The following is a 22,887-nucleotide window of genomic DNA, read 5'->3' as shown; positions in this document are numbered from 1 at the left end:
CTGCCAGGGACTGTAGACCTAGTCACCTACATGATCGGCTTATATCACTAGATCGTGTCCCGTCAACGGCCGTTCAGGATTTTCCGGAGTCATACGAGCCAGCCAATACTGCTAGCTGTCGGTGAGACTCATACTCGTCGTGCGACACCGCACGCTCCCAGTTGCTTCGAAGACGTCCCTGCACTACTTCACGATGCCTGGTCGGTTCGCAGTTCCAAGGGTGGCCGCTCCAACTGCCGTTCTCGGAGAATTGGTTGAAGAGGACCTGCGTCCCGTCGAAGATCCACAGGTCGGCGCCCGGCAGCATCACGTCGACCACTCATCGGCGGGACAGCCAGCGCACTTGTTCCCCCCGGCATGCACGTTGACGGCGGTTCCGGCAAGCTCGTACCGGATGTAGTCGGTAACGGGTTCCGAAACAATGCGAGCACGGCGTGCGACGACTCTGCGGGCGACCGCATGGGAGACCATGTCGCCCCCAGGGCTCCCGGTAATAGCTGTGCGGATCGCGCGACGTCGCTCGGGTCTTTGCCACGGTCACCAGTAGGGCCGACGTGCGGCGGTCCGCTCCGCCCGGGCGTGCCAGTGCCGCGATCTGGCGCACCGTCAGCAGTTAAGGAGCCGTGCCTGCGGAATCATGGCCGACCAGCGCTACGCCACTTCCAAGGACGCAGCCACCGGCCTGTGGCTTGTGTACAGCTGACTGCTTCGCCGCCTGACGCGTCTGCCCCCGCAATCCCGGGGAAGGATATGACCTGTTCGACGCGATTCGCGCAATGGCCGATCCGGAGCGTTCTGGAGAAGGGCGTGCAGTCATGGACGTATCCCAGCCCCTGGACCCCCTAGCCAAAACCGCCCTGTGGACCGCATCAATGAGGGCCCGCGAGCACCGCCGCGCTGACCGCCTGTTCGCCGACCCGTTGGCGGAGGCCTTCGCCGGTGACGAGGGGCCGCGGATCATGTCGCAGTTCGAGGGGCAGGTGCAGGCCGGTGTGGAGGACCCGGCGCTCGCGGTGCGGACGCGGTTCCTGGACGATCAGTTGCTGCGGCTCGATGCCGACGGGGTACGGCAGTTCGTGTTCGTGGCCGTCGGGATGGACTCGCGGGCCTTTCGCCTTGAGTGGTCCCCCGGCGTGCTGGTCTACGAACTCGACCGTCCCGCTCTGCTCAGCTTCAAGGAAGATCTCGTACGCGATCTCCACGCGCCGGCCACGGCCGTGCGGGTCCCGCTCGGAGTGGATCTGTTGGACGACTGGACAGGGCCTCTGCTCGCGTCCGGATTCGATCCTCGGCAGCCCACGTGCTGGCTGGTGGAGGGACTGCTGTACTTCCTCGAACCGAACGAGCGCGACGTGCTGTTGCAGCAGCTCACCGACTTGTCGGCAGCCAAGAGTCAACTCCTCGCGGACTATGTCGGCCAGACCATCCTGGACAGCCCCGGGATGACCGCCTGGCGCGAACGCATGGCCGATCAGGGGCATCCGTGGAAGTCGGGCAGTGACCAGCCCAAGGAGCTCTTCGCACCGCTCGGCTGGGAGATCCACGTGTCCGCGTACGGCGATCCGGACGCGGACTACGGCCGCTGGTCGGACGCGGCCGTCGCGCCCGGGCTGTCCGGGACGCGCGGCCGGTATCTCGTGATCGCCGACAAGCAGTGACGGCCCGGCAGCCAGGCATCCTCTGCTCGCCGCGAGCCGCGGCTACTTGTGCAGCCCGACGAAGGACGGGCCGACGCGTACGGTCTTCACCTCGATCGTCTTCCACACGTCCTGAAGGACATACGGCTCGATCTTGAGCCAGGCGTCCAGCTCGGCCCTCGACGGGTATTCGAGGACGATCATGGACCCGATCATCCGGTCGTTCTCGTCGAGGATCGCGGTACCGAAGAGCATGTGGCCTTCGGCGACCAGTTTGTCGCCCAGGGCGATGTGCGCTTCACGTGCGGCCAGGCGGCGGTCCAGGGCGCCTTCGTCCGTGCCGTCGTAGGCGAGGAGCATGAACTGCATGAGGGTCTCCGTAAGTAGCAGTAGTTGTTGTTGTCGGTCGCGCACATGGTGATGGTCGGAGCCTGGGCACGCTCAGATCGCCGCGCCGACGACTGCCTGCGGTGAGAAGCCGGCGGGCCAGCGCGTCGTCTCGTCCCAGGTGGTGGATGAGTCCATGCGGATGTTGTCCAGCAGACAGCCGGTCAGATCGGCGCCGCGTAGCACCGCTCCTCGCAGGTCCGCCTCGGTGAGGTCTGAGTGGGCCAGGTTGGCCCCGGCCAGGTCGGCGGACCGGAGTACCGCCTGCGCCATGTCCGCGTGGTTCAGCTGGGCGTCCTGAAGCCGTGCCCCAGTGAAGTCGGCCATCTCGATAACGGCCTCGGACAGGTCGGCGTTGTTGAAGTCGCAGTCCGTCAAGTTGGCGCGGGAGAGGTTTGCCTTACGGAGGTTCGCGCCGACCAGGTCGGCTCCGTGGAGGTCCTGGCCCTCAAGCACGATGTCGTGAAGGTTCGCGTCCCGCAGCCGGGCTTCCACGAGCGCCCCTTCGGCCAGCCAGCCGCGAACGTCCAGTTCGAGGACGGCTCGGAGGGCGAGTCCGTGGTCCGTGCTGCTCGCTTCGCGTACGAGCTGTTGGCGCAGCCGGGCGGATTCACGCCGTTCGGCCAGGCGGTCGATCATCAGTACGGTGACCGCGACAGCGATGAGTTCCGCACCCACCGAGGTGCCGACATCGCTGACCAGGCCCGACCACGTCCAGCCCTTGGCTGAGACATGGCCGACGACGATGCCTATCAGACCGGTAGCCATGAGCAGAGCGCCGATGACGACCGGGGAGAGAGGGCCACGGTGACTGGACATCAGCCGCTCCAGGGGAGGGGATCGAGGCCGCCCGCCCATGCGGGGTCGGGCTCGGGAACGGTCAGGGCCAGTCGGAAGGTGATGTAGTAGTTGCGATTCGAGGGGATGTGAGCGTTGCGGCACGCGGATCGGGCGTAGCGCGCGCCGAGGTTCCAGCAGCCTCCGCGCAGGACTCGTCTGTCGCCGGCTTCAGGGCCGCCAGGGTCCGACTCCGCGGCGGAATCGTAGAGGGCGTACCAGTCGGAACACCACTCCCAGCACTGGCCGTGGATGTCGAAGAGTCCGGCCGGGTTGGGCCGGAGGATGCCCGCCTCGTGGGTCTTCAGGCCGGAGTTGGCGCCGGTCCACGCGTATTCGTCGATCAGTTGGCGGTCGGAGCCGAAGCTGTAGGCGGTGGTGGTGCCCGCGCGGCAGGCGTACTCCCACTCGGCCTCCGTGGGCAGCCGGAAGCCGGCCCATCCGGGCTGGGTCACCGGGTGGTCGTCGAGGTCGGCGCCGAACTCGGCCGGGGCGGAGCCGGGGACGATCTGAGTCGTGAGCCAGGTTCCGAAGTCCGCCGCTTCGTACCAGGTGGGTGCGACGACCGGTTCGGACGGCTTGTCGCTCCACTCGCTGATGTCCGGCAGGCCCTGCCGTCCGGCCTGTGCCATGAACGTCTCGAACTCGCCTCGGGTGACCTGCGCGTCGCACAGGGCGAACGACCGGGTGAGAGCGGTGGGACGCCTCGGCCCCTCATAGCTGCTGCGTTCCGACTCGTCTTCCGGGGAGCCGATGAGCAGGTTTCCAGGGCGGAACACGCTGAAGGTGAGCCGAGGGCCGAGCGGCGGGGCGCAGGTGAACCAGGTGCGGCGGCCGGTGGGGTCGTACGGCGCAGGGGTCTCCGTACCGTCGATGCGGTGGTTCCAGCGGCGGTCCAGCCAGCGGGCGGCGCTGTGCACGCCGGCGGAGGGATCTGCGTGGTGGAGGTCGAGTACGAGGCGTTCGGTCCTGTCGAACTGCGCCGTGTCGGAGAACGCCTCGGGTCTGTACTGGCCGAGCGCCATCATCAGGTAGTAGCGGGCCTGGGCGTCCGGGGCCTCGGCGAGCAGTCCCGCCAGAGTGTCGGCCGGAACCTCACGCTGTGATGCCTGATGAGCGAACTGGGTGGCGAACTCAGGATCCGGAGCCGTCACCAGCCGCTCCAGGATGCCGTCCGTGTGGGAGAACCGCAGCAGTGTGCAGGCGGCGGCGACGCGGCGGCGACCGAGTTCGACTCTCTCTGTTTCAGTGAGAGCTGGTGGCGGCGGGAGGCGCAGGGTGGATCGGAGTTCGGTCTGTGCCGCCTCGTGGACCGCTGGGATCGGGCTCTGCGCCAGGCGTCTGACGACCTCCGCGTACGCGTGCTCGGGGCCGCCGCTCGCCAGCCGCGCCAACAGGTCGCCGCGGTCGGCCGCGACCTCCTGGAGGACCGACACGGCGGTCTCACGCACGGTCTCCCGTACGGATGTGTCCACCGCGGTCGCTGTCAGGGGCTCCAGCAGATACTCGACGACCGGTCCCAGAGCTGCCAGCCACGCGGGCAGGTGGAGCTGGTCCTGTTCGAGGAGGTCGGCGGCGAGCCGCTGTGCGACACCGCTCCAGCGACCGTCATGGGGAGCGGTCGCCGTTTCCGCGAGGAGTACGGCGGCGTGCAGGCGCGCGACGGGTACGACGGCTTCGGTGTCGAGAAGCGTCCCCCACAACTGGCCTCGCAGTTCCGCGTCGATCGGCGACAGGACCTGCCGGGCCACCGCGAGTTCCCCGGGCGCGATGCCACGCAGGTTGCGGCCGATCCATGCGGCCTCGACGGGGTCCGCCCCGGCGAGGAAGAGCTGCAGCCGCCAGATGTCCTCATGCGCGAGGCCGTTGTCTGCGCCTGCCCGAAGCGCCACCTCACCGCGCAGGATCTGTCGGACCCGCTCGTCGACGACCGTTCGGTGAATGGCCAGTTGGGTTACGACGGCCATGAGTTCGTCGGTTTTCACCGTCAGTAGCCGCTCGACCTGTGCCAGGGCCTGCTGGTGCAGCTCGGCCCTGTGGATGTCCGCACTGTGCCGAATGAACTCCTGGAGGTCGCCGGCCACGGCGTCGCTGCCCTGTGACTGGAGCCATCCTTCGGCCTCGGTGAGCAGTCGGCCATGCAGGACAGTCGAGGCGTCGTCGGGAACGGCGCGCCAGTCCTCGTAGCGGCGGCGGGTGCGCTGTTGCCACAGCAGGAACTGCCGGTCGCCGTCGAGCCAGGTCCGTAGCCTGCCCCAGTTGCGGATCACCGCCTCGTGGGAGACCTCGACTGTCGGCATGGCCCGCTCGTCGGAGTCGGTCACCAGGAGGCGGGCGTCTGTGAGTGCGGCGATGACCTCGTCGACGCGGGCGAGTCCCGTGAGTTCGGCGACCGGAGTGCGACGCCGTGCGTCCTCGCCCTCCTCGCCGATGGGGGCGACCCGTACGAGCCGGGTCAGCAACTGGCGTGCTGTGTCCTGCTGTTGTGGCGAGAGGGTCGAGTACATCTCCTCGGCCCGGGTGGCTATCGCGCCGACGACCTCGCCGACAGCCTCGTACGCCGCGTGCGTGAGCTTGCCCGAGGACTGCCGGTCCCACAGCAGGGTGAGGGCGAACTCGAGGAGCGGAAGGTGGCCGGGTTCGCTGCCCACATCGTCGAGGATGCGGTCGACCAGGCCGTCCTCAAGGTCCAGCTGTCGCGCCCGCGCCGGCTCCACGATGGCGCTGCGCAGTTCGACCCGGTTCATCGGTGGCAGGTTGACGACATGGTCCTGGAGTACGTCGGAGAACCGCCGGTGCGCGATGGCCCGGCCGTAGAAATCGCCTCGAAGCGTGAGGATCACCTTCGCCCGGGATGTACCACCGGGATGTTCCTGAGCGAAGTCGGCAAGGTGGTCGAGGAACTGGTCGATGTCCTGTCTGTCGCGGCTGTGCGTGAACAACTCCTCGAACTGGTCGGCAAAGACAAGGAGAGGCCGGTCGAGACGCCGCACGATCTGTTCGATGAACGAGCCGATGCCGCCGTTTCGCATGCGCTCGGCCATACTGGCGGCTGCCACGGCGTTCTGCTCCACGGTGGCCTCGGGGTGCGCCAGCTCGACCAACGCGCCGGCCAGTGCCGTGTACGGATGAGAGCCAGGCCGGAAGGCGGCGACCGCCCAGTGCTCCTGGCGTCGCAGAGCGGGGATCAAGCCGGCGTGGACGAGGGACGACTTGCCGCTGCCCGAGGCTCCCACCACCCCGGCGAGTGAGGCGTGTCCGATCGTGCGAGCCAGGCGCCTGACCACACTGGAGCGGCCGTGGTAGAGGGGAGCGTCCTGCTCCCGGAAGGCGTACAGACCGCGATAAGGGCAGTCACCGCGGTCCCGTCCCGTGCCCGGCACGGTGGCACCGGCGGCAGCGGACGGGGTGCGCCTGAACTCCTCCCACAGGGCGACAACCTGCTGCGGGGAAAGGCCGACCGCCGCCACGTACTTCTCCAAGTAGCGTTCCGTGGGCGCCTGTTCTCCGCGTTCTACCTCGGTGACGATCTGCCCGGGAAACCCCATCCGGCTGGCGAGCTCAAGCTGGGAGAGGCCGCCGGCCAGACGTACCCTCCGCAGGTGTCCGCCGATATGTCCGGGCACGGGAGCGGAGGCCCGGGAGCGAGGCGTGGAACGGGGGGTCAGGGGGATCAACTCCAGCAGACGAGAGGGCGGCCGTGACGAACGCCGAGGAAGCAGGACAGGCCGATCCGGGCACCCTGCTCCTGCCGGGATACGGCGTGCAGCTTCGTGGCGTCGATCAGGACCAGGTCACCGGCGGTGATCGGCAGGACGCATGAAGGGGGCGGCACGAGAGCTCGGTCGGTCCCGTACTCGCTGTCGGACGCGCTCCATGCGGTCAGTTGCGCTTCGTCCGGCCAGAGGTCCCACAACTGCAGCTCGCCGCCCCTTTCGGGTACCTGCAAGTAGATGTTGGCCGCGAGCTGCGCGTCCAGTTCATGGCCAAGCGGCAGCCCGGGAGCATCGCGGCTGAGCCGGTCGTTGTGCGGGAGGAGTTCGCTGCCCTCGGGGAAGACGCGGCACACCCCGGCGAACATCGGCCGGTCGTCGATGCTGGCACGTTCCAGTCCGTAGAGAGCGTCGAGGTCCCGCCACAGCACATCTAGTGGAGAGGCGTGCGGCGCACAGCAGGTTCGGATCTGCTCCATGAGCGTGTCCGCGTTGCGCAAGTACTCTGCGAGCGCATGGCCGTTGGTGCTGCCGTCAGCGTCATGAGTTTCGTAGTGGCTCTCACCGACGCGGACCAGTTCGGGAGTGTTGCGGTAGGCGGACAAGCTGGAGTGGGCCGCGAGGCGGCGGGCCATCCCGTGTGCCTCTGCCGGGTCCGTGAAGCCGGGTACGTGGATGGCCAGGACGTCTCCGGCCAGCAATGGTTCCAGGCAGCCTTGGGCTAACCCGGCGAGCGTCAGTATCCGGTGGTCACCGGTCATGACCTCGCCTCCCGCGGGGCGTCGGCGGTGGCCGGCTTGCGTACCAGGTGAAGCCGGTCGTCCAGGACGAAGCCGTCGATGCCACGGTCGAGGACGTGCTCGACCAGGTCGGTGGTCCTGTTGATGAAGCCCCGGCCCGGAAGGTTGAGTGACGTGTTGCAGAGCACGCCCGCACCGGTCACCTGCCTGAAGGCTCGTAGCAGACCGTGCAGTTGGGGATTCTGCGCCGAGTTGACGGTCTGGGCCCGCGCAGTGCCGTCGACGTGGGTAACCGCGCGCAGAGACGGGTTACGGACGTTCTGGAAGTAGAGCATGTGAGGGCTGGGCCCGACCCAGTCGAAGTGCTCGCTCACGTCTTCTTCCAGGCACACCGGGGCGATGGGCCGATAGGACTCTCGCTGCTTGATCTGGTTGAGCCGGTCGCGCGTCCGGTCCTCGAACGGAGCGGCCAGGAGCGACCGATTCCCGAGCGCACGCGGCCCGATCTCGCATCGTCCCTGGACCCAGGCGAGAACCCGGCTCTCGGCCAGCAACCCGGCAACCCTAGACAGGTCCAGGGGCTCGTCCGTGAAATGCTCCGCGATCCGCTCCGGACTCCGATCGTGGACGAAATCCTGCCCTCTGTAGACATCCCAAGTGATCTTGGCCTGGCCGGTGAAGTGACGCTGCGCATCGACCGCTGTGCCGATGGCTGAGCCGGAGTCGTTCGGGCACGGCGGCACGAAGACCTCGGGGAAGAGGCCGCAGTCGCGCCACTGCTGGTTCCAGTCGCAGTTGAGGCCACATCCACCGGCGATGAGGAGCGGGAAGCCCTCTGTGAGCTCGCGCTCGGCCACTGCGAGGAAGCGGTCGAAAATGGCCTGGGAGTGTTTCGCGGCGAGATCCTTGAACTCCTGGCTCTCCACTCCTATGTCGTAGAAGGGCGACCAGGCCAGTTTTTCCTTCGGAGCAGTGAGTAGGATCGACGGCTGGTCAAGGATGTACTCGATCAGATCCCGCTCCACCTGCGACACGGCGGAACTGCGCGCGAAGCCGGTCAGCGCCATGAGCTTGCCGGCGTTGGAGAAACGGAATCCCCCGTGCTCCCGTGACGTAGAAGGGTCCGCGAGGGCGAAAATGTGTTGGTACTTGTTTCCCGGGTCCTCCAGCACGGTGGACAGGCGCCTTACCTGAAGGTCCGGTGTGAAGGCGTAGAACGACCCGATGTTGCCTTCCCAGACCAGCGCGTAGCAGGGCTGCCCTGGCTCTAACTCCGACATCCCGTATGCGCTCAGCAGATGGGACCGCTCGTGGGTCGAGCTGAACGTGCGGACAGGGGTACCGAAGAACCGGCTCTCCCCAGTGAGGATGCCGCTCTCGTCGTACCCGAAGTACCCCGCACCCAGCGGAGGATCGACGGAGTGGAACCCCTTGATCCACCCGCTGAGACACACCACGTCCGGCGGTCCGTCCAACCGCTCGGCAGCGTCCAGCAAGGCGGACGGGGTCAGGTCGGTGTAGCGGGGGAAGGAGTCCTTCTCGCTCTCGTGCGAGAAGAGGAGGCGCCCGTCCTCGACAAGGGCGACGGTCCCGTCATGCCCAGGCTTGAACGACAGGATGCGCACCAGGTCCCCCGAACGGCTGTCTTATCCGGCGGATAAACATAACGACGGGCAGTCATGCAGGTCAATGGGCCTATGGGCAGGCTGAGTTGAGCATGAGGACGACTGCGCGCGACCCTACGTGGTGCATGTCCCGGTACTCCTCGGCGCGATGACCTCGATCATGGTCTGGAGTTTCTCTCGCCTGCTGCTGCCAGCCCCCGCCCCAACAGGAGCCCAGCTCAAGGAGGATGTCCCAGCCCAGTCCGACTCCCCGAGGCCGTCGAAATGGGCGTCGGCGTCGCCTCGGCTCCGCCGGCCGCCTCGCGGTCAAGGGCTTCAAGGCGCCCGCGCCCTCCGCAAGACCAGCCGCATCAGGCGGTCTGCTGGTGTCGCGGGCGTTGTGCCGGAGGTCCGCGGCGATCAGCCCCGCTGATCTTGTCGGCGCCGTCGACCGCTTGCTGCACCTGTGGGTGCCGCGTGCCCGAGTGATCCAGGAACTCGCAGGGCACACTGGAGGAGACGCCGGGTTTCACCCGGCAGTGGCAGACCCTGGTGCAGCGCATCCGCAACCAACTGTCCCTTCATACGGTCCGGTTGTTGTGGGGGGACTTCGCAGCGCCCTGAGGAAGAAACCGACACGGGTACTGGTGGGGGACACACAATGGCGATGGGGCCGAGTCCGGAACCGAACGGAGCACCGTGGAGAGGGGGATCCGGCGCATGGCGGATGTGGTTGAAAATACTCATCTCACTTGCGGCGGGCGGCCTGGCGTCCGTCATCGCCAAGGTCGCTGACTCGGAGGCCAAGTGGCAGATCGGAGTCGGCATCTTTGTCGGTGGCTGCATCCTGATCCTTCAGCTCCTGGGCGATCTGATCAATCAGGTGAGGGACTTAAAGGCCGTGCTGCCTCAGCACAACGCGCAGACACAGGAAACGGTCGTGAGGAGCTTCGCCCAGATTAGCGAGGCGACCAAGTTCTACAGCGAGATGGAGAGGCTGCCTTCCGACGGAGTGGCCGCGTTGGCCACCAGTGCGGTGGAGGTGCTTTCTAGGGGTCCCGACATCATGAGGCGCTTCGCCGAGGAGCTGATGCGGCGCCTCGCTGTTGATATGGAGGCGCTCAAGAGCGGGAGTGTCGATTGCGCCGGCGAGAACCACGACTGGCTACTGATCCTTACCAACTGCGCCACGCATTCCATCGATACCACAACCACGCTCTCCTTGGTGGACCGGGACTTCTGGAACAGCGAGCCTGCCACCCGCTATCTGCAGGCGCAGCGCGAGGCGATAGCGAGGGGGGTGACGGTACGGCGGCTGTTCCTCGTGGCCGACTCGACAGACCTCAACTACGACCTGCGCCAACTCAGCGAAGAGCAAGAAGAGTTGGGCATAGAGACACGTGTGATCGTCCGGACACAGCTGCCCCAGACCGTCAGGCGGGGCTTGGTGGATGAATTCATCGTCTTCGACAAGGCGACCTGCTACGAGATCGAACAGGATCAACTTCAGGTCAACACCTCGACGCGGGTGAGAGCGCATGAGGGCCACGTCAGACTGAGGACCCAGCGGTTCGCCGAGCTCTGGGACGCGGGCGTGCCGACGCAGACGGTGGGGACCCCGACAGGTGAGCCAGGGGCGGGCGGCGCGTGATGCGGAAGACGTGCATTAAGGGGCCACGCGTTTTCCGGACAGGCTTCTGACCGTTTATTTCACGCGGCGATTCGCAACTTCTCGTACTCGGCGTGGACATCACCGACCCGGCGGAACTCGCCCTGCACAACAAGGACTTCGGCCTTCTCAGCAACGCCGCCCACTACGGGGCCAATGCCAAGGAACTGATCGACAAGGCCCTGGACTTCTGGAGCAACGAGTAGCGCTCCCAAAGGAGTTTGCGCAGCCTTGCGCGTACCACCCCGCGGTGGGCCCGGCAGTGATCAGGTCCAGTAGACGTCCGCCAGCGGATATCCGCCTGTGTCGAAGGTTTCCTGGCACACCGAGATCCCGAACGCGATCTCCAGGCCCTTGAGGAACCGCTGCTGCCAGTCGGTTATCCAGCCTTCGTTCTGGAAGACCGGGTGCCCATCGACGTAGCGGACCTCAGGACGGCATCCTGCTTCATGCATGGCCCAGTTGAGGAAGGACATCTCCGGCGCGTAGTCGAAGTAGTGGCCGCCGTTCCGTTTCGCCTCTTCGTCGAAGTAGCCGTAGATCTCGTCGCTCCACACCAGCCGACCGTCTTTGAAGTAGAGCATGCAGTACATGCCCTTGGCGGAAATGTTGTAGAGGAGGACGACCCGACCGGTTCCCTGCGGCAGCGCGAAGCCTTGTTGGAAGTGGATCAGGTAGTCGAAGTTCCCGGCGAGGAAGGACCAATCGCCTTCCTTGCCGTAGACAGCTACGAGGGGTTCGTCAGGGACTCGCGTTTGGGGGTGGGTCCGTTCATAGATGGCCTTGGCTTCGGCACTCACCGGCTCAGGGATCTCCCAGGGAACGGCTCCGAAGACCACCGCCAGGTCCTGCGGCGCGATACCTTCCGCGAACACGAGGCCCGCCTGTTCACCAAGGATGGGGTCGGCGCGGTCGCTCGTCCATCGCTCGCCGAGCCATGCGATTCCATCGTCTTCTGCCATGACCAGGGACCGTAACAGCAGGGTCTGACAACGGCGTTCGGGGCGTTGACCAAGGTCAACCGCAGGCTGATTGCCTGTCAAAGGGCTGGCGTTCGGGCGGACCGTACCCCATCGGGGGATGCGTAACTGAGGAGAAGGCACCCGGACGCCGGCCACCACCTGCGCCTCCGATGGCGTTCCATCCCGCCGTGATCCGGTGGAAGTCGTGATCCGTACGCCCCGCCCTCGAAAGGCGCTCCCGATGCCCACACCCAGCCTCCTGGCCGTCTTCGCCCACCCCGACGACGAGTCCCTGTCGGCGGGCGGCACCCTCGCCCGCCACGCAACCGCCCACGCCCGCACCGCAGTTGTCACCGCTACCTGGGCCGCAGACACCCGCCGCGCCACCGAACTCGCCGAAGCCCTCCGCATCCTCGGTGTGGGCGCGCCCCGAATGCTCGGCTACGCCGACTCCCGCGTGCCACCATCGGCCCCGGGCAGGCAGCGCTTCCTCGACGCGCCCGTCGACGAAGCGGTAGGTCAACTGGTCGCGCACATCCGGGAGTTCCGTCCGGAGGTCGTGGTCACCCATGATGTGTACGGCGGACTCACCGGCCACGAGGATCATGTGCACACGCACCGGGTGACCCTGCTCGCCGTCCAGGCGGCCGGACTTGAACGGCTCTACCCGGACGCCGGTGAGCCCTGGCAGCCGAGCGCTCTGTACCTGGCCACGCATCCGCACTCGGCCATTCCGGTGTGGGGCGGACACCTGGCTCCCACCGGCAAGGCCATGTACAGCGTCCCGGACGAGCAGGTCACCGCGACCGTCGACGTCAGCCCCTGGCTGGAACAGAAGATCGCCGCCGTGCTGGCCCACCGTACCGAGGTGGAACGGGGAGCCGCCCCCGGGCTGATCGCCGGGCTCTCCGCCGCCGAGCGGGAGCGGCTGCTCTGCACCGAGTGGTACATCCGCCACAACCTCGTATCCACGGTGGCAGCGCAGACAGAACTCACGGCCTGAGCGTGGCAGCCGACGCCACCGGGGAACGGGCGATCAGCGCCGAGGACAGATGCGGGGTGCGTTCCAAGTACGAACTGGGCTCCGCGCTCACGCCCCGTGCTTGGACCACCAGTCGGTGAGCGGCTCCGCGTGTGCGAGTGCCGTGTTGCGGTAACGGGTGAACTCGGCTGCTCTGCTGGGCGGTAGGACTTCCGAGCCCGGAAACCCTCTCCGCCGTCGTAGCCCATATGGCCAAACTTGATATGCTCTGATCAAAAAATAAGGGGGAGAATCATGCGCAAGATACTCAGCAGCACCGGTGTTGCAGCTGGAGCGGCAGCACTTCTCATGACTGCGACGGGAACCGCGACGGCTGCTCCGGTGAGCTGGAGCATGCCAGGCGGACAGGGCAGCACCTACGGCAGCGTCCAGTTCAACAACCGCTCTGTTGGCATTACAGGCGAGGTCCAGTCGCATATCAGCGGCTGTATCCAGACCACGTTCCAGACTTACCCGGGTGATGGCTTCGAGACGCGCACCACTTGCGACTACAGCACAAGAGGGTTCAACTTCACGATGAGCACGGATTTTCCAGGTGGGGCATCCTGGGTCCAGGTCACCCTCGTCCACATCAACGACAACGGGACCGACGAGTGGCTCGGGGCGAGGACGATGGACAGGCCCTGATTTCTTCCGAGCGCTCCCGACCAGAGTTCTCCGGTGGGTTCCTGCGGATGGGCGGCCCAGTGTCCCGCGGCTAAACCTCGTTTACCGGCGGTCGCTGCGGACTCTAGGGTCGTGAACGTGTTGAGCCCACTGGAGAGTAGGAACTTGGTCGTCGTCGGCGCCGGCATTGTCGGCGCATCGGTGGCCTATCACGCCGCCCGGGCGGGCGCCAACGTGACGTTGGTCGACGCCGGGCGGCCAGGCGCCGGCGTGACGGCGGACTCGTTCGCCTGGATCGGATCGTCCGGCGTGCTCAAAGTTCCGGCCGCCGGGCTGCGGGCCACCGCAACGGCGGAGTACCACCGACTCGGGGCCGAGTTGCCGGGACTCCCGGTGACCTGGTCCGGCTCGCTGAGCTGGAACAGGAAGGACAGTGCGCCGGACGCCGGACCCGGACAGACGCTCGTGGACGCGGCCACCGTGGCGACGCTCGAACCCAACCTTCGGCAGCCTCCGGAGTGGGCTGTCTGGGCGCCGGGGGACGGCGCTGTTGACTCGGTGGGCGTGACCGAGCGACTGGTCGAGGGCGCTCGCGCCCATGGAGCCCGGGTGCATCTGGACACGCCGGTTACCGCGGTCCGCCGGGATACAGCGGGCCGGATTGCCGGGGTTGAGACGACAGCAGGACCCCTCTCCGGTGCGACGGTGGTGCTGGCGGCCGGAGTTGCCACGGCCGCGCTGGGCGCGCCGCTCGGCGTTCGCGTCCCGGTCGAACCGTCGCCGTGCCCGCTGTTCCGGCTCAGCGCCCCGGCCGGTCTGGTCCGCACCGTGGTCAACACCGAGGACTTCGATCTTCGGCAGGTCGCCGCGGACCGGCTGATCGCCGCAGCGGACTCGCCCGAACGGACCCTTGCCGCCGTCCGGTCCACTTTCCATGGCGCCGGGAGCGTCGAGTTGCTCAGCACCCGACTCGGAGTGCGCCCCATGCCGGCCGACGGTGAGCCGATCGTCGGCCCGGTCGCCGAGGTCCCCGGCCTCTACTTGGCAGTGATGCACTCGGCGGTCACGCTCGCCGCGGCCGTGGGCCGCCTGGTCGCACGGGAGTTGGTCGACGGAACCGTTGAGTCGGCTCTGTCAGGTTGCCGCCCGGATCGCTTCTGACGATCCCGATGTGGTGGGCGGTCCCTGCCTGGATCGCCGCGAGCAGTCGCTGTTCTGGCCTGGCAGCCCCCATCGCCGCAAGGCCGCACACGGCTCGCACCCAGGTGGGGCCAATCGACTCGTCGACCCCGCCACTCCGGGCAACGGCGGAGCACCCCCTGACACGGAAGCCCGAGAGCTTGACGGTGTTTCTACGACTTCGTATCCGGCGATTCCTCGTCGTCCGGTTCGAGATTCCAGACGGCCACGCTCACCTTGTGCGCCAGCTCTTCGATGTCCTGGGCGCCCCGGATCACTCGTGCGGTGTCGTCGGTGGCTGTCCACAGCACCACGTCGGCGCCGACTTCCTCGTCGCGCCAGGCGTAGCGGAGTGCGGCGATCACTTCGGGGGTGTCGTCCTGCCGGAGATAGCGGAATGTTCGCAGTCCCTCCCCGAGATGTTCCGTGTGGAAGTGCTCGATGACCGGGGGCTCGACAGCGTCCGGGTCCTCGGCTCCGACGAGGAAGCGCAGCGTCAGCGATGAGTTTTCGGCTTGCCGGCGGTCTGCCGTTCGTACTCGTAGACCGTCTGGTCGGGAGAAACCATGAAGCAAGTCCAGTCAGCCGACGGAACCGCCATCGCGTACGAGCGGACCGGCAGCGGCCCCGCTCTCGTCATCGTCACCGGCGCGTTCTGCGACCGGGGCACAAGTGTGAAGCTCGCGGCCGAACTCGTGGGCTACACCGTTTATCGGTACGACCGGCGGGGGCGCGGCGATTCCGGTGACTCCCCCACGTATGCGGTGGAGCGGGAGGTCGAGGATCTCGGCGCGGTGGTGAGGGCAACCGGTGGGTCGGCGTATGTCTACGGCCACTCCTCAGGGGCCGTACTGGCGCTCGAAGCGGCCGCCCGCGGCCTGCCGGCACGGAAACTCGCCGTCTACGAGCCGCCGTACACCGGCAGCGGGCGGCCGGCCGAGCCGATCGCGGCGCGGCTGGCGGAGCTGGCGTCGACCGGCCATCGTGACGAGGCCGCGGCGCAGTTCCTGTCGATGACGGGGATGCCGGCCGAGGCCATCGAGCATGTCAGGGCCGACCCGGGCTGGCCCGCCATGCGGGCGATCGCGCACACGCTGGCCTACGACATCCTGCTCTGCGGCAACGGCCTTGCCCCCACTGACCTGTTGTCGCGGATTTCGGTACCCGCGCTGGTGATGGCGGGCGGCAACAGCGCTCCCTGGGCAACGAAATCAGCCGAGTCGGTCGCCGCGGCGGTCCCGGATGCTCGCGTACGTATCGTCGAGGAACAGGACCACGGCATCGCCGCCGAGGCACTCGTCCCGTTGTTGACGGAGTTCTTCACATAGAGGGATAGAGGTGCTTCGTGATCAGTCGGTCGAGCGGGGCGTGGTCATCGAGCCGGGACTGGCCGCGGAGCCGGACATCGTCCCGACGCGTTGCCCACCTCTCCGACCGCCGACGCCGCCACGGGGAGATCACCAACCTGGACACAGGACATATGGTTCGCGCATGAAAGCAGCCGTGCACAACCGGTACGGATCGCCGGACGTCGTCCGGGTCGTCGAGGTCGACAAGCCCCCGGTCGGGGACCAGGACGTTCTGGTGAGGGTGCACGCGACGACCGTCAACCGGACCGACTGCGCCTACCGGGCGGCCAGGCCCTTCTTCATGCGTCTCCTCACCGGGCTCACCCGGCCACGGCGTACCGTGCTCGGCACCGAGTACGCCGGAGCCGTGGAGGCGGTCGGCGGCGGTGTCGCGTCCTTCTCAGTCGGTGACCGGGTGTTCGGGTACAACGAGGGCGCGTTCGGAACCCATGCCGAGTATCTGGCGGTTCCGCACGACGGGCCCATCGCGACCGTCCCGGCCGGTGTGACCTTCGAGGAGGCCGCTCCCGGTACCGAGGGCGCGCACTACGCGCTGGCGTTCATCACGAAGTCGGGTGTCGGGGCCGGGCACGACGTCCTCGTGTACGGGGCGACCGGCGGTATCGGCTCGGCGGCCGTGCAGTTGCTGAAGCAGCGCGGGGCCACGGTGACCGCGGTGTGCGACGGGGCACACGTGGAGCTGGTGAAGGGGCTCGGCGCGGACCGGGTCGTCGACCGCACGGCGCAGGACTTCACCCGGGACGAGCAGCGCTACGACGCGGTGTTCGACGCCGTCGGCAAGAGCACGTTCGGGCAGTGCAGGCGGCTGTTGAAGCCCGGCGGGGCGTATCTGTCCTCGGAGTTGGGCCCCGGCGGGCAGAACCTGCTCCTGCCGCTCGTCACGCCGCTGTTCCGGGGCCGGAAGGTGAAGTTTCCCTTTCCCACTCAGGACCAGGCGATGGTGCGGTACTTCGGGGAGCTGATGGAGGCCGGGGAGTTCAGGCCGGTCGTCGACCGGCGTTACCCGTTGGAGGAGATCGCCGACGCCTACCGGTATGTCGAGACCGGTCAGAAGGTCGGGAACGTGGTCATCACCGTCGTACCGCCGGACTGAGCCCGGGCCCGCGCGCCGACGAAGGGTGCGCGGACCAGGGTCGCCAGCCCATGCCTGTCAGCCCATGCGATGTCAGCCCGTGTGGACCTTCAGTGCCGTCCGGACCGCGGATTCGAGTGCGCCTTCGATCCAGGCGGGTTTGATGGAGGTGTGGCAGCCCGCGAAGTGCAGCGGTCCTTCGGAGGTGGGGACGTCGGGGAACAGTTCCGCGTGCTGGCCGGGGAAGAGGACGGAAGCCTCGCCGTAGGCGTAGTGGTCGCGCATCCAGGACTGTGTCCTGCACTTGCCGGTGAAGAAGACCTCGCACCGGCGGCCGAAAACGGCCTGGATTCCGGCGAGCGCGCGCAGATACCGCTCCTCGTCGGCGAACGCGTCCCACTTGAGGGCGTCGTCCGACCAGCTGTAGGAGGCGAGCACGATGCCGCCGTCGCTGCCCTCCATGGGGCTCGCGTGTTCGAAGTACATGAAGCGGTTGGCGTTGTCGCTCACCGAGCCGCCGCCCCGGACATGAGCGGCCTCCGGTTCGCCGCTCAGGCCGAGCCCCGGCCGGAAGACGGTGAAGCACTCCTTGAGTCCTTCGGGGATCGTCACCCCCAGGTTCTTCACCGAGCCGTGCGCGCCGAGGTGCCTGGCGTCCCTGACCGTGCCCGCCCTGTACTTGTCGTAGAGCTTGGGCTCGATGGAGTTCAGCGTCTCCCGCCACTGCTCCTCGGTGAACTCCCACCAGCGCTGGGAGAACTCCAGCAGCACCTTGGTCGCGGCGTCGTAGTGCAGCTCCGTGACAGCCCGGCGCTTGCCGTAGGAGAGCGGCGGGTCGAAGGCCACGTGGCGCAGTCCGGAGAAGGGGACGGTGATGATCGCCTCGTCACCCTCGAAGACCTCGGTGGCACCCCCCTTGCCGGTCTGACAGTCCTCCGAGACGGTGTGCACCTTCACCTTGCCGCCGTTGCTGCCGCCGACGCGTTCGATGCGTACGGCGCGCCGGTCGAGCCTGACCTTTGCCTTCACCGGCGCGTACAGGGCGTCGGCGAGCACTGCCGTACCGCCCTTGAGCTCCCAGAACTTGGTGCTCGGGGCGATCAGCACGCTGGAGAGGAAGCTGTGTACGAAGGAGAGGTGCAGCCGAGAGGTCAGGTTCTGGATGGTGCCGATGAGGTCGATGGTGCGGGTGTCGAGCCCGGCGACCTCGGTGAGATACCGGTACATGGACCAGTGGCCGTACTTCTCCAGGACGGTGATCCACCCGTTGACGAGGGCGGTTCCTTCCTTGTCCTGGACCAGCCGGCGTGCGGGTTTGAGGGCCTCGGTGAGGATGGCGGAGGCGGTCTTCGTGCGGTTGGGTCCTGTGACGCCGAAGGTGTCGTTGATCTTTTCGGGGTGCTTCTCGTAGTCGGCTCGGCGCATGTGGATGCCGTTGACGTGGATCCAGGTGCGGTTGGCCTTCCGGTCGGGGTTGTCGACCTCCACATCCACCAGGTAGAACTCCTGGCGCGCGATGTCGTACTTCTTGATCAGCGCCATGAGGAGCGGGTGGCTGTCGGGCAGGCGCATGGCCCCGGCCTCGGCGTACTGCCTGGGGTCGGCGAACGGCTGCTCGCCGTTCTCATGGCCGCCCTTGCGGAACGTCTTGATACGGCCGCCGACTCGGTTGCCGTTGGCCTCGATCACGACGACCTCGTGGCCCGCCCGGTTGAGCAGGTCGGCGGCGAGCAGACCGGCCGGTCCGGCGCCGATGACCAGGACGCGTTTGGTGGCCTTCGCCCGGCCGGCGGGCAGGCCGTTCTCGATGGCCCTGAGGTAGCCCGGGACAAGGGAGTTGTCGTGCTCGTCGTACACGGCGATGGCGCGGGCGACCGTCCGGTACGCCTGGCGGTCGATGCCGGGCGGTGGCACTTTGGCCGGTGCCGTCGAGGGTGCGGTGACGGGGCTCAACGCGGTCGCGGGCGCGGCGGAGGCGACGGCGAGCCCGGCGGCGAGCGCCGAGACACCGGTCGCGGTGACCACGGCGCGGCGCGAGGGCGGTGCGGGTTGGGCGGTGTGTGAAGCACTCGGAGCGAGTTGCTCTTCGCTTTGCTGCGTGCTCAGGTTCTGTTGCTGCGTGCTCAGGTTCTGGGTGCTCAGGTTCTGTGTGCTCATCACCTTTCACTCTTGGCGCATGGGCCGTACGGAGTAAGCGCATTCACACGGACGAGGACCGCAAACCACTCGAACCACTGAGATCCGCTGGTCACCGGCAGGCGAGGAACGCCTTCATCTCGTCGTACAAGCGACCCGGCTGATCCAGATGTACGTCATGGCCCGCCCCCGGGACGGTGACGGTCTCCGTCCCTGGCCGGCGCTCTCTCATCTCCGTCTGCTCCCGCTCACGCATCGTGCCCGAGCCACCTCGCACGACCAGCGGCGGACAACTCACCCGGCTCCACTCCCCCCAGTAGTCGTGGACGGCCAGTTCCTCGACCGCCGCGAGCATGCTCTGCTTGGCCACCCTCGGATACCAGCCGTCCGCCCGCCGCTCCAGCCCCCTCCCCCAGGCCTCGTGACCGAAGAACTCCGCCCCGGCGGACGGGGATTCGAAGGGCGTCGGCCAGCTGTCCAGCCAACCGGCGATCTCCGACGGCAGGTTGGGGCTCGGGCCATCCGGTCCCGCCTCCACCAGCACCAGGGACCGCACCAGCTCCGGATGCGCCGCCGCCGTCAGCAGTGCCGTCAGACCGCCCAGCGACTGGCCCACCAACGTGACCGGTGCCAGGTCGAGTCCGCGGATCAACGCCACCGCGTCCCGTACGTTCACCGCACGCGTCATGTCCCGCGGGGCGCGCGTGCTCTCGCCGTGGCCCCGGGCGTCGTACGTGATCACGCGGTGCCCGTCCGGCAGCAACAGGCCCAGCAGATCGGCCCATTCGCCCCGGTGACCCGCGAGTCCGTGCAGGAGGAGAACCGGCCGACCCTCGCCGGAAACGGACGGGGAGTGGTCCTCGTACGCCAAGGTTGTACCGTCAGTCGTCCTCAGTACCGGCATAGTCGATCAGCATAATCAGAACATTCGGACAGGACCGGCCTTGTTTCCCCTGCATCTGAACCTGAACCTGAACCGGAATCGCGGTGCGCGGCTCCGTGGGCTCGCGCTCTTCTCCGGCGCCCTCGCGCTCGCGCTGTACTGCTGGGGGCTGTTGCAGGTCTTCGGTGCGGTGCTGGAGGCGGAGGACGGCGGTGCGGACTCGGCGCCGGTCCGGCCCTGCCGTACGCATGCGAAGGGGGCCGAGGCTCTCGACTACCGCATCGACTACGTCCCGCTGCGGTTCGTCTGCGAGACGCGTGGCGGCGGGAGTTACGTCGCCGACCGCGTGCCGGGGTACGTCAATCCCGGCGCGTTCGGATTCGCGCTGGCCGCGATGCTGCTGGCCATCGGCGCCGGGTACGAGGCCGAGCTGCGCGCCCGCCGGGCCGCCACCCCGACCGACGGGGAGCCCAGGATCACGGGTTAGCCTCGCCCCGTAAACCGCACGACACCTCTCGACACCGCACGACCACCGCGCGACCACCGAACGACCGACCCAGCAGGAGGCAGGCCACCATGGCGAAGACGACCAAGGTTCCCACGGCGTTCGTGGCCGCCGGCGGGCTCGTCGGCGGGTACGCCGCCGCCCGCTGGAGCAGGAGCCGGCAGCTCGGCGGGGCCGTACTGGCCGTCGCGGGGACCGTCGCCGCCCAGCAGTGGCAGGAGCAGGCGGGCGGGACGGCCGCCGGGGCGCTGACCGTCGCGTACATCGCCGCCTTCGCCGGATCGCACCCCCTGGCCAAGAAGGTGGGCGCCTGGCCCGCCGTGTTCGGGGTCGCCGGCGCCGTCGCCCTCGCCTCCTGGGCCGTCGCCGACCGGCACTAGACGCTCCGCTGGGGGGCCGCGAGGGGCTGTGAGTTTTGCTGCGGCGCCGTCGTGGCTGGTCGCGCAGTTCCCCGCGCCCCTTGAAGGGGGGGCCTGCGGTCCTCCCTTCAAGGGCGCTCAGTCGGTGGTCTGGAACGCCCTTCGGTACGCGTACGGGCTCGTCCCGACCACCCGTTTGAAACGGTCCCGGAACGCCGTCGGCGACCCGAACCCCGTCCGGGCGGCGATGAGTTCGACCGGATGCGTCGTCGTCTCCAGCAGGTACTGCGCCCGCCGCACCCGCGCCCGGTGCAGCCACTGCAGGGGTGTCGTGCCCGTCTGTTCCCGGAAACGGCGGTTCAGGGTACGGGCGCTCATGCCGGCCTGCGCCGCGATGTCGGCCAGCGTCAGGTCGCCCTGGTCCGCGTGCTCCTCCAGCCAGCGCAGTACCGGTTCCATCGTCGCGCCCGCCGGGGCCGGCGGCTGGGCCTGCACGATGAACTGGGCCTGCCCGCCCTCCCGTTCGAGGGGCATCACGCACATCCTGGCCGCCTGCGCGGCGACCGCCGAGCCGTGGTCGGTGCGGATCATGTGCAGGCACATGTCCAGGGCCGCCGCCGCGCCCGCCGAGGTGAGGAACTGGCCGTTGTCGACGTACAGGACGTTCGGGTCGACGGTCACCTTCGGATAGCTGGCCGCGAGGTCCCCGGCGGCGATCCAGTGCGTGGTCGCGCGCAGGCCGTCCAGCAGGCCCGTCGCCGCGAAGAGGAACGCGCCGACGCAGATCGAGGCGATGCGTGTCCCATCGGCCGCCGCCGTGCACAGCGCCTCGGCCACCCCCGGCGGCAACGGCAGGGTCGGGTCGGCGGTGCCCGGCAGCACGATCGTGTCGGCGTCCGCCAACGCGTCGAGCCCGTACGGCGCCCGCACACTGAACGGCCCCGCACTCACCTCGTCGGCGACCGAGCAGACCCGTACGCGATACGCCTCCCGCCCGTCCGGCAGCCGCGCCCAGCCGAACGCGTCGATCGGCGCGGAGAGATCGAACGGGATCACGCCCTCAAGGGCCAGTACGGCGACGGTGTGCATGGCAGGAGCCTAGAGAACCGGCCTGGCGAGAATCTGTTGACCCCTGGCAAAACCGCCACTTCTGCGTGCCCTCCCCCGCACCTAGCGTCGTCCCGTGACCAAGTTCCTGCTCGCCGTCCACGTCCTCGCCGCGATCATCGCCGTCGGTCCCATCACCGTCGCGGCCAGCATGTTCCCGCCCAGCGCCCGCAAGGCACTCGCGGCGCCCGACGATCCCCGGGCGCTGGAGACCGTACGGCTCCTGCACCGGATCTGCCGGGTGTACGCCGGGATCGGCATCGCCGTCCCCGTGTTCGGGATCGCCACGGCGAGCAGCATGGGGGTGATGGGCGACGCCTGGCTGATCGTCTCCATGGCACTGACGGTGGCGGCGGCGATCGTCCTGGTGGTGCTGGTGCTGCCCCGTCAGGAGACCATCCAGGAGACGGTCGCCGAAGGTGCCGCGAGCGGCGCGGACCGGGCGACGACCGTTCAACTCGCCATGTTCACCGGCATCTTCAACCTGCTGTGGGCCACGGTGACGGTCCTGATGATCGTCCGCCCCGGCTCCACCACCGGGGCCTAGCAGAACACCGCACGCCTACCTGTGACCGGCCGACACCAGCCCCTCCATCGACTCCTCCTCCACCCGGAACGCCCGCCCCACCCCCGCCGCGATCAGCACCCCCGCCGCGATCACCAGCGTGAAGAAGGCCCAGGTCAGGGGCCAGGCGTTGGCGAAGCCGTCGGGTGGGCCCGGATGGGCGCGCAGGGAGGCGTACATCAGGGCCGCCGGAGGGACCGCGATCAGCAGCAGCGGCCAGCCCCGGCTGTCGCGGTAACCGAAGTAGGCGGCCAGGAGCAGCAGCAGGACGCCCAGGGCGGCGACCCCGACGCCCGTCACCGGGGTCGTCTCCTGTGTCGAGCCCGCGCTCTCCGCCCGGTTGCGCAGGTCCCAGGGGACGCAGACGACGTACGACGCCGAAGCGACCGCGACGCCGAGTGCGCGTGTCAGCCAGCGCTCGGCCCAGGGACGTGTCCCCAGCGGCCCGAGCAGCTTCCCGGTGGTGCCGTTCCCCGTTATCTCGGTCATACGTACGAGAGTTACCTGCCTGGAG

Annotated in this window: 24 protein-coding genes and 1 pseudogene; 12 read left to right on the top strand and 13 right to left on the bottom strand. The window is 68.1% G+C overall.

What is annotated here, in order from left to right:
• Window positions 1–73 precede the first annotated feature (73 nt).
• Complete coding sequence (locus OG734_RS30785; protein ID WP_330293848.1) at window positions 74–307, bottom strand: DUF6879 family protein; 234 nt, start codon at window positions 305–307, stop codon at window positions 74–76.
• Window positions 307–471 carry a DUF6879 family protein gene (locus OG734_RS30780; RefSeq protein WP_330290695.1) on the bottom strand — a complete coding sequence of 55 codons (165 nt, stop codon included), beginning with the start codon at window positions 469–471 and terminating at the stop codon, window positions 307–309. Before OG734_RS30780 ends, OG734_RS30785 begins: the two co-directional genes overlap by 1 nt.
• Before the next feature lie 344 nt (window positions 472–815).
• Here OG734_RS30780 and OG734_RS30775 point away from each other — a divergent pair, with 344 nt between their 5' ends.
• Complete coding sequence (locus OG734_RS30775) at window positions 816–1,658, top strand: SAM-dependent methyltransferase (protein WP_330290694.1); 843 nt, start codon at window positions 816–818, stop codon at window positions 1,656–1,658.
• Window positions 1,659–1,700: 42 nt separating this feature from the next.
• Here the strand turns inward: OG734_RS30775 and OG734_RS30770 are convergent, their stop codons facing one another.
• The 5 genes from OG734_RS30770 to OG734_RS30750 form a co-directional block, all read right to left on the bottom strand.
• The gene (locus OG734_RS30770; RefSeq protein WP_330290693.1) at window positions 1,701–2,006 is read right to left on the bottom strand and encodes a YciI family protein; all 306 of its coding nucleotides are present in this window, start codon (window positions 2,004–2,006) and stop codon (window positions 1,701–1,703) included.
• A gap of 72 nt (window positions 2,007–2,078) precedes the next feature.
• Window positions 2,079–2,843, bottom strand: a complete 765-nt coding sequence (locus OG734_RS30765) for a pentapeptide repeat-containing protein (protein WP_330290692.1) — start codon at window positions 2,841–2,843, stop codon at window positions 2,079–2,081.
• The gene (locus OG734_RS30760; protein ID WP_330290691.1) at window positions 2,843–6,487 is read right to left on the bottom strand and encodes an nSTAND1 domain-containing NTPase; all 3,645 of its coding nucleotides are present in this window, start codon (window positions 6,485–6,487) and stop codon (window positions 2,843–2,845) included. Before OG734_RS30760 ends, OG734_RS30765 begins: the two co-directional genes overlap by 1 nt.
• 47 nt (window positions 6,488–6,534) lie before the next feature.
• Complete coding sequence (locus OG734_RS30755; RefSeq protein ID WP_330290690.1) at window positions 6,535–7,335, bottom strand: hypothetical protein; 801 nt, start codon at window positions 7,333–7,335, stop codon at window positions 6,535–6,537.
• Window positions 7,332–8,939, bottom strand: a complete 1,608-nt coding sequence (locus tag OG734_RS30750) for a carbamoyltransferase C-terminal domain-containing protein (protein WP_330290689.1) — start codon at window positions 8,937–8,939, stop codon at window positions 7,332–7,334. Before OG734_RS30750 ends, OG734_RS30755 begins: the two co-directional genes overlap by 4 nt.
• A 422-nt stretch (window positions 8,940–9,361) precedes the next feature.
• Here OG734_RS30750 and OG734_RS30745 point away from each other — a divergent pair.
• The 3 genes and pseudogenes from OG734_RS30745 to OG734_RS30735 all read left to right on the top strand — a co-directional run.
• Window positions 9,362–9,542 (top strand): annotated as a pseudogene (locus OG734_RS30745) (SCO2521 family protein); the annotation flags it as partial.
• Window positions 9,543–9,651: 109 nt separating this feature from the next.
• On the top strand, window positions 9,652–10,569 hold the full coding sequence (locus tag OG734_RS30740) for a DUF6879 family protein (RefSeq protein WP_330290688.1): 918 nt from the start codon (window positions 9,652–9,654) through the stop codon (window positions 10,567–10,569).
• Between the two features lie 92 nt (window positions 10,570–10,661).
• Window positions 10,662–10,793, top strand: coding sequence for a hypothetical protein (locus tag OG734_RS30735; protein WP_330290687.1), 132 nt, complete (start codon window positions 10,662–10,664; stop codon window positions 10,791–10,793).
• Between the two features lie 60 nt (window positions 10,794–10,853).
• Here the strand turns inward: OG734_RS30735 and OG734_RS30730 are convergent, their stop codons facing one another.
• A complete protein-coding gene (locus OG734_RS30730; protein ID WP_330290686.1) occupies window positions 10,854–11,549 on the bottom strand; it encodes a hypothetical protein in 696 nt (231 codons plus the stop codon).
• Between the two features lie 241 nt (window positions 11,550–11,790).
• Here OG734_RS30730 and OG734_RS30725 point away from each other — a divergent pair, with 241 nt between their 5' ends.
• The 3 genes from OG734_RS30725 to OG734_RS30715 all read left to right on the top strand — a co-directional run bounded on the left by OG734_RS30725 (window position 11,791) and on the right by OG734_RS30715 (window position 14,358).
• On the top strand, window positions 11,791–12,552 hold the full coding sequence (locus tag OG734_RS30725; RefSeq protein ID WP_330290685.1) for a PIG-L deacetylase family protein: 762 nt from the start codon (window positions 11,791–11,793) through the stop codon (window positions 12,550–12,552).
• Between the two features lie 273 nt (window positions 12,553–12,825).
• The gene (locus OG734_RS30720; protein WP_330290684.1) at window positions 12,826–13,218 is read left to right on the top strand and encodes a hypothetical protein; all 393 of its coding nucleotides are present in this window, start codon (window positions 12,826–12,828) and stop codon (window positions 13,216–13,218) included.
• Window positions 13,219–13,329: 111 nt separating this feature from the next.
• Window positions 13,330–14,358, top strand: coding sequence for an NAD(P)/FAD-dependent oxidoreductase (locus OG734_RS30715; RefSeq protein ID WP_330290683.1), 1,029 nt, complete (start codon window positions 13,330–13,332; stop codon window positions 14,356–14,358).
• Between the two features lie 191 nt (window positions 14,359–14,549).
• Here the strand turns inward: OG734_RS30715 and OG734_RS30710 are convergent, their stop codons facing one another.
• Window positions 14,550–14,741, bottom strand: coding sequence for a hypothetical protein (locus OG734_RS30710; protein WP_330290682.1), 192 nt, complete (start codon window positions 14,739–14,741; stop codon window positions 14,550–14,552).
• A gap of 201 nt (window positions 14,742–14,942) precedes the next feature.
• On the opposite strand from OG734_RS30710, the gene OG734_RS30705 reads away from it, so the two are divergent.
• Complete coding sequence (locus tag OG734_RS30705) at window positions 14,943–15,704, top strand: alpha/beta fold hydrolase (RefSeq protein WP_330290681.1); 762 nt, start codon at window positions 14,943–14,945, stop codon at window positions 15,702–15,704.
• A 163-nt stretch (window positions 15,705–15,867) separates the two neighbouring features.
• Entirely contained in the window at window positions 15,868–16,839 is a 972-nt protein-coding gene (locus OG734_RS30700; protein ID WP_330290680.1) for an NAD(P)-dependent alcohol dehydrogenase, read from the top strand.
• Between the two features lie 72 nt (window positions 16,840–16,911).
• Here the strand turns inward: OG734_RS30700 and OG734_RS30695 are convergent, their stop codons facing one another.
• Together OG734_RS30695 and OG734_RS30690 are read right to left on the bottom strand one after the other, a co-directional pair.
• Window positions 16,912–18,975 (bottom strand): FAD-dependent oxidoreductase, encoded by a 2,064-nt coding sequence (locus OG734_RS30695; protein ID WP_330290679.1) that lies wholly within the window; start codon window positions 18,973–18,975, stop codon window positions 16,912–16,914.
• 91 nt (window positions 18,976–19,066) lie between these two features.
• Window positions 19,067–19,825, bottom strand: a complete 759-nt coding sequence (locus OG734_RS30690; protein ID WP_330290678.1) for an alpha/beta fold hydrolase — start codon at window positions 19,823–19,825, stop codon at window positions 19,067–19,069.
• A gap of 73 nt (window positions 19,826–19,898) precedes the next feature.
• Here OG734_RS30690 and OG734_RS30685 point away from each other — a divergent pair, with 73 nt between their 5' ends.
• Together OG734_RS30685 and OG734_RS30680 are read left to right on the top strand one after the other, a co-directional pair.
• Complete coding sequence (locus tag OG734_RS30685; protein ID WP_330290677.1) at window positions 19,899–20,324, top strand: hypothetical protein; 426 nt, start codon at window positions 19,899–19,901, stop codon at window positions 20,322–20,324.
• Window positions 20,325–20,413: 89 nt separating this feature from the next.
• Window positions 20,414–20,722 carry a hypothetical protein gene (locus OG734_RS30680; RefSeq protein ID WP_330290676.1) on the top strand — a complete coding sequence of 103 codons (309 nt, stop codon included), beginning with the start codon at window positions 20,414–20,416 and terminating at the stop codon, window positions 20,720–20,722.
• Window positions 20,723–20,839: 117 nt separating this feature from the next.
• Here the strand turns inward: OG734_RS30680 and OG734_RS30675 are convergent, their stop codons facing one another.
• Window positions 20,840–21,790 (bottom strand): GlxA family transcriptional regulator, encoded by a 951-nt coding sequence (locus tag OG734_RS30675; protein WP_330290675.1) that lies wholly within the window; start codon window positions 21,788–21,790, stop codon window positions 20,840–20,842.
• Between the two features lie 94 nt (window positions 21,791–21,884).
• Here OG734_RS30675 and OG734_RS30670 point away from each other — a divergent pair, with 94 nt between their 5' ends.
• Entirely contained in the window at window positions 21,885–22,355 is a 471-nt protein-coding gene (locus OG734_RS30670; RefSeq protein WP_330290674.1) for a DUF2269 family protein, read from the top strand.
• A 15-nt stretch (window positions 22,356–22,370) separates the two neighbouring features.
• Here OG734_RS30670 and OG734_RS30665 read toward each other — a convergent pair whose 3' ends face one another.
• The gene (locus tag OG734_RS30665; RefSeq protein WP_330290673.1) at window positions 22,371–22,862 is read right to left on the bottom strand and encodes a hypothetical protein; all 492 of its coding nucleotides are present in this window, start codon (window positions 22,860–22,862) and stop codon (window positions 22,371–22,373) included.
• Between the last annotated feature and the right edge of the window lie 25 nt (window positions 22,863–22,887).

Source organism: Streptomyces sp. NBC_00576 (genome assembly GCF_036345175.1).
In the GTDB taxonomy this organism is placed as follows: domain Bacteria; phylum Actinomycetota; class Actinomycetes; order Streptomycetales; family Streptomycetaceae; genus Streptomyces.
This window is presented reverse-complemented; position numbering and strand designations above follow the sequence as displayed.

Coding starts and splice junctions, on each gene's coding strand:
- OG734_RS30785 (WP_330293848.1), bottom strand. CDS start 307: ATGCTGCCGGGCGCCGACCTGTGGATCTTCGACGGGACGCAGGTCCTC.
- OG734_RS30780 (WP_330290695.1), bottom strand. CDS start 471: ATGGTCTCCCATGCGGTCGCCCGCAGAGTCGTCGCACGCCGTGCTCGC.
- OG734_RS30775 (WP_330290694.1), top strand. CDS start 816: ATGGACGTATCCCAGCCCCTGGACCCCCTAGCCAAAACCGCCCTGTGG.
- OG734_RS30770 (WP_330290693.1), bottom strand. CDS start 2,006: ATGCAGTTCATGCTCCTCGCCTACGACGGCACGGACGAAGGCGCCCTG.
- OG734_RS30765 (WP_330290692.1), bottom strand. CDS start 2,843: ATGTCCAGTCACCGTGGCCCTCTCTCCCCGGTCGTCATCGGCGCTCTG.
- OG734_RS30755 (WP_330290690.1), bottom strand. CDS start 7,335: ATGACCGGTGACCACCGGATACTGACGCTCGCCGGGTTAGCCCAAGGC.
- OG734_RS30730 (WP_330290686.1), bottom strand. CDS start 11,549: ATGGCAGAAGACGATGGAATCGCATGGCTCGGCGAGCGATGGACGAGC.
- OG734_RS30725 (WP_330290685.1), top strand. CDS start 11,791: ATGCCCACACCCAGCCTCCTGGCCGTCTTCGCCCACCCCGACGACGAG.
- OG734_RS30720 (WP_330290684.1), top strand. CDS start 12,826: ATGCGCAAGATACTCAGCAGCACCGGTGTTGCAGCTGGAGCGGCAGCA.
- OG734_RS30705 (WP_330290681.1), top strand. CDS start 14,943: ATGAAGCAAGTCCAGTCAGCCGACGGAACCGCCATCGCGTACGAGCGG.
- OG734_RS30700 (WP_330290680.1), top strand. CDS start 15,868: ATGAAAGCAGCCGTGCACAACCGGTACGGATCGCCGGACGTCGTCCGG.
- OG734_RS30695 (WP_330290679.1), bottom strand. CDS start 18,975: ATGAGCACACAGAACCTGAGCACCCAGAACCTGAGCACGCAGCAACAG.
- OG734_RS30680 (WP_330290676.1), top strand. CDS start 20,414: ATGGCGAAGACGACCAAGGTTCCCACGGCGTTCGTGGCCGCCGGCGGG.
- OG734_RS30675 (WP_330290675.1), bottom strand. CDS start 21,790: ATGCACACCGTCGCCGTACTGGCCCTTGAGGGCGTGATCCCGTTCGAT.
- OG734_RS30665 (WP_330290673.1), bottom strand. CDS start 22,862: ATGACCGAGATAACGGGGAACGGCACCACCGGGAAGCTGCTCGGGCCG.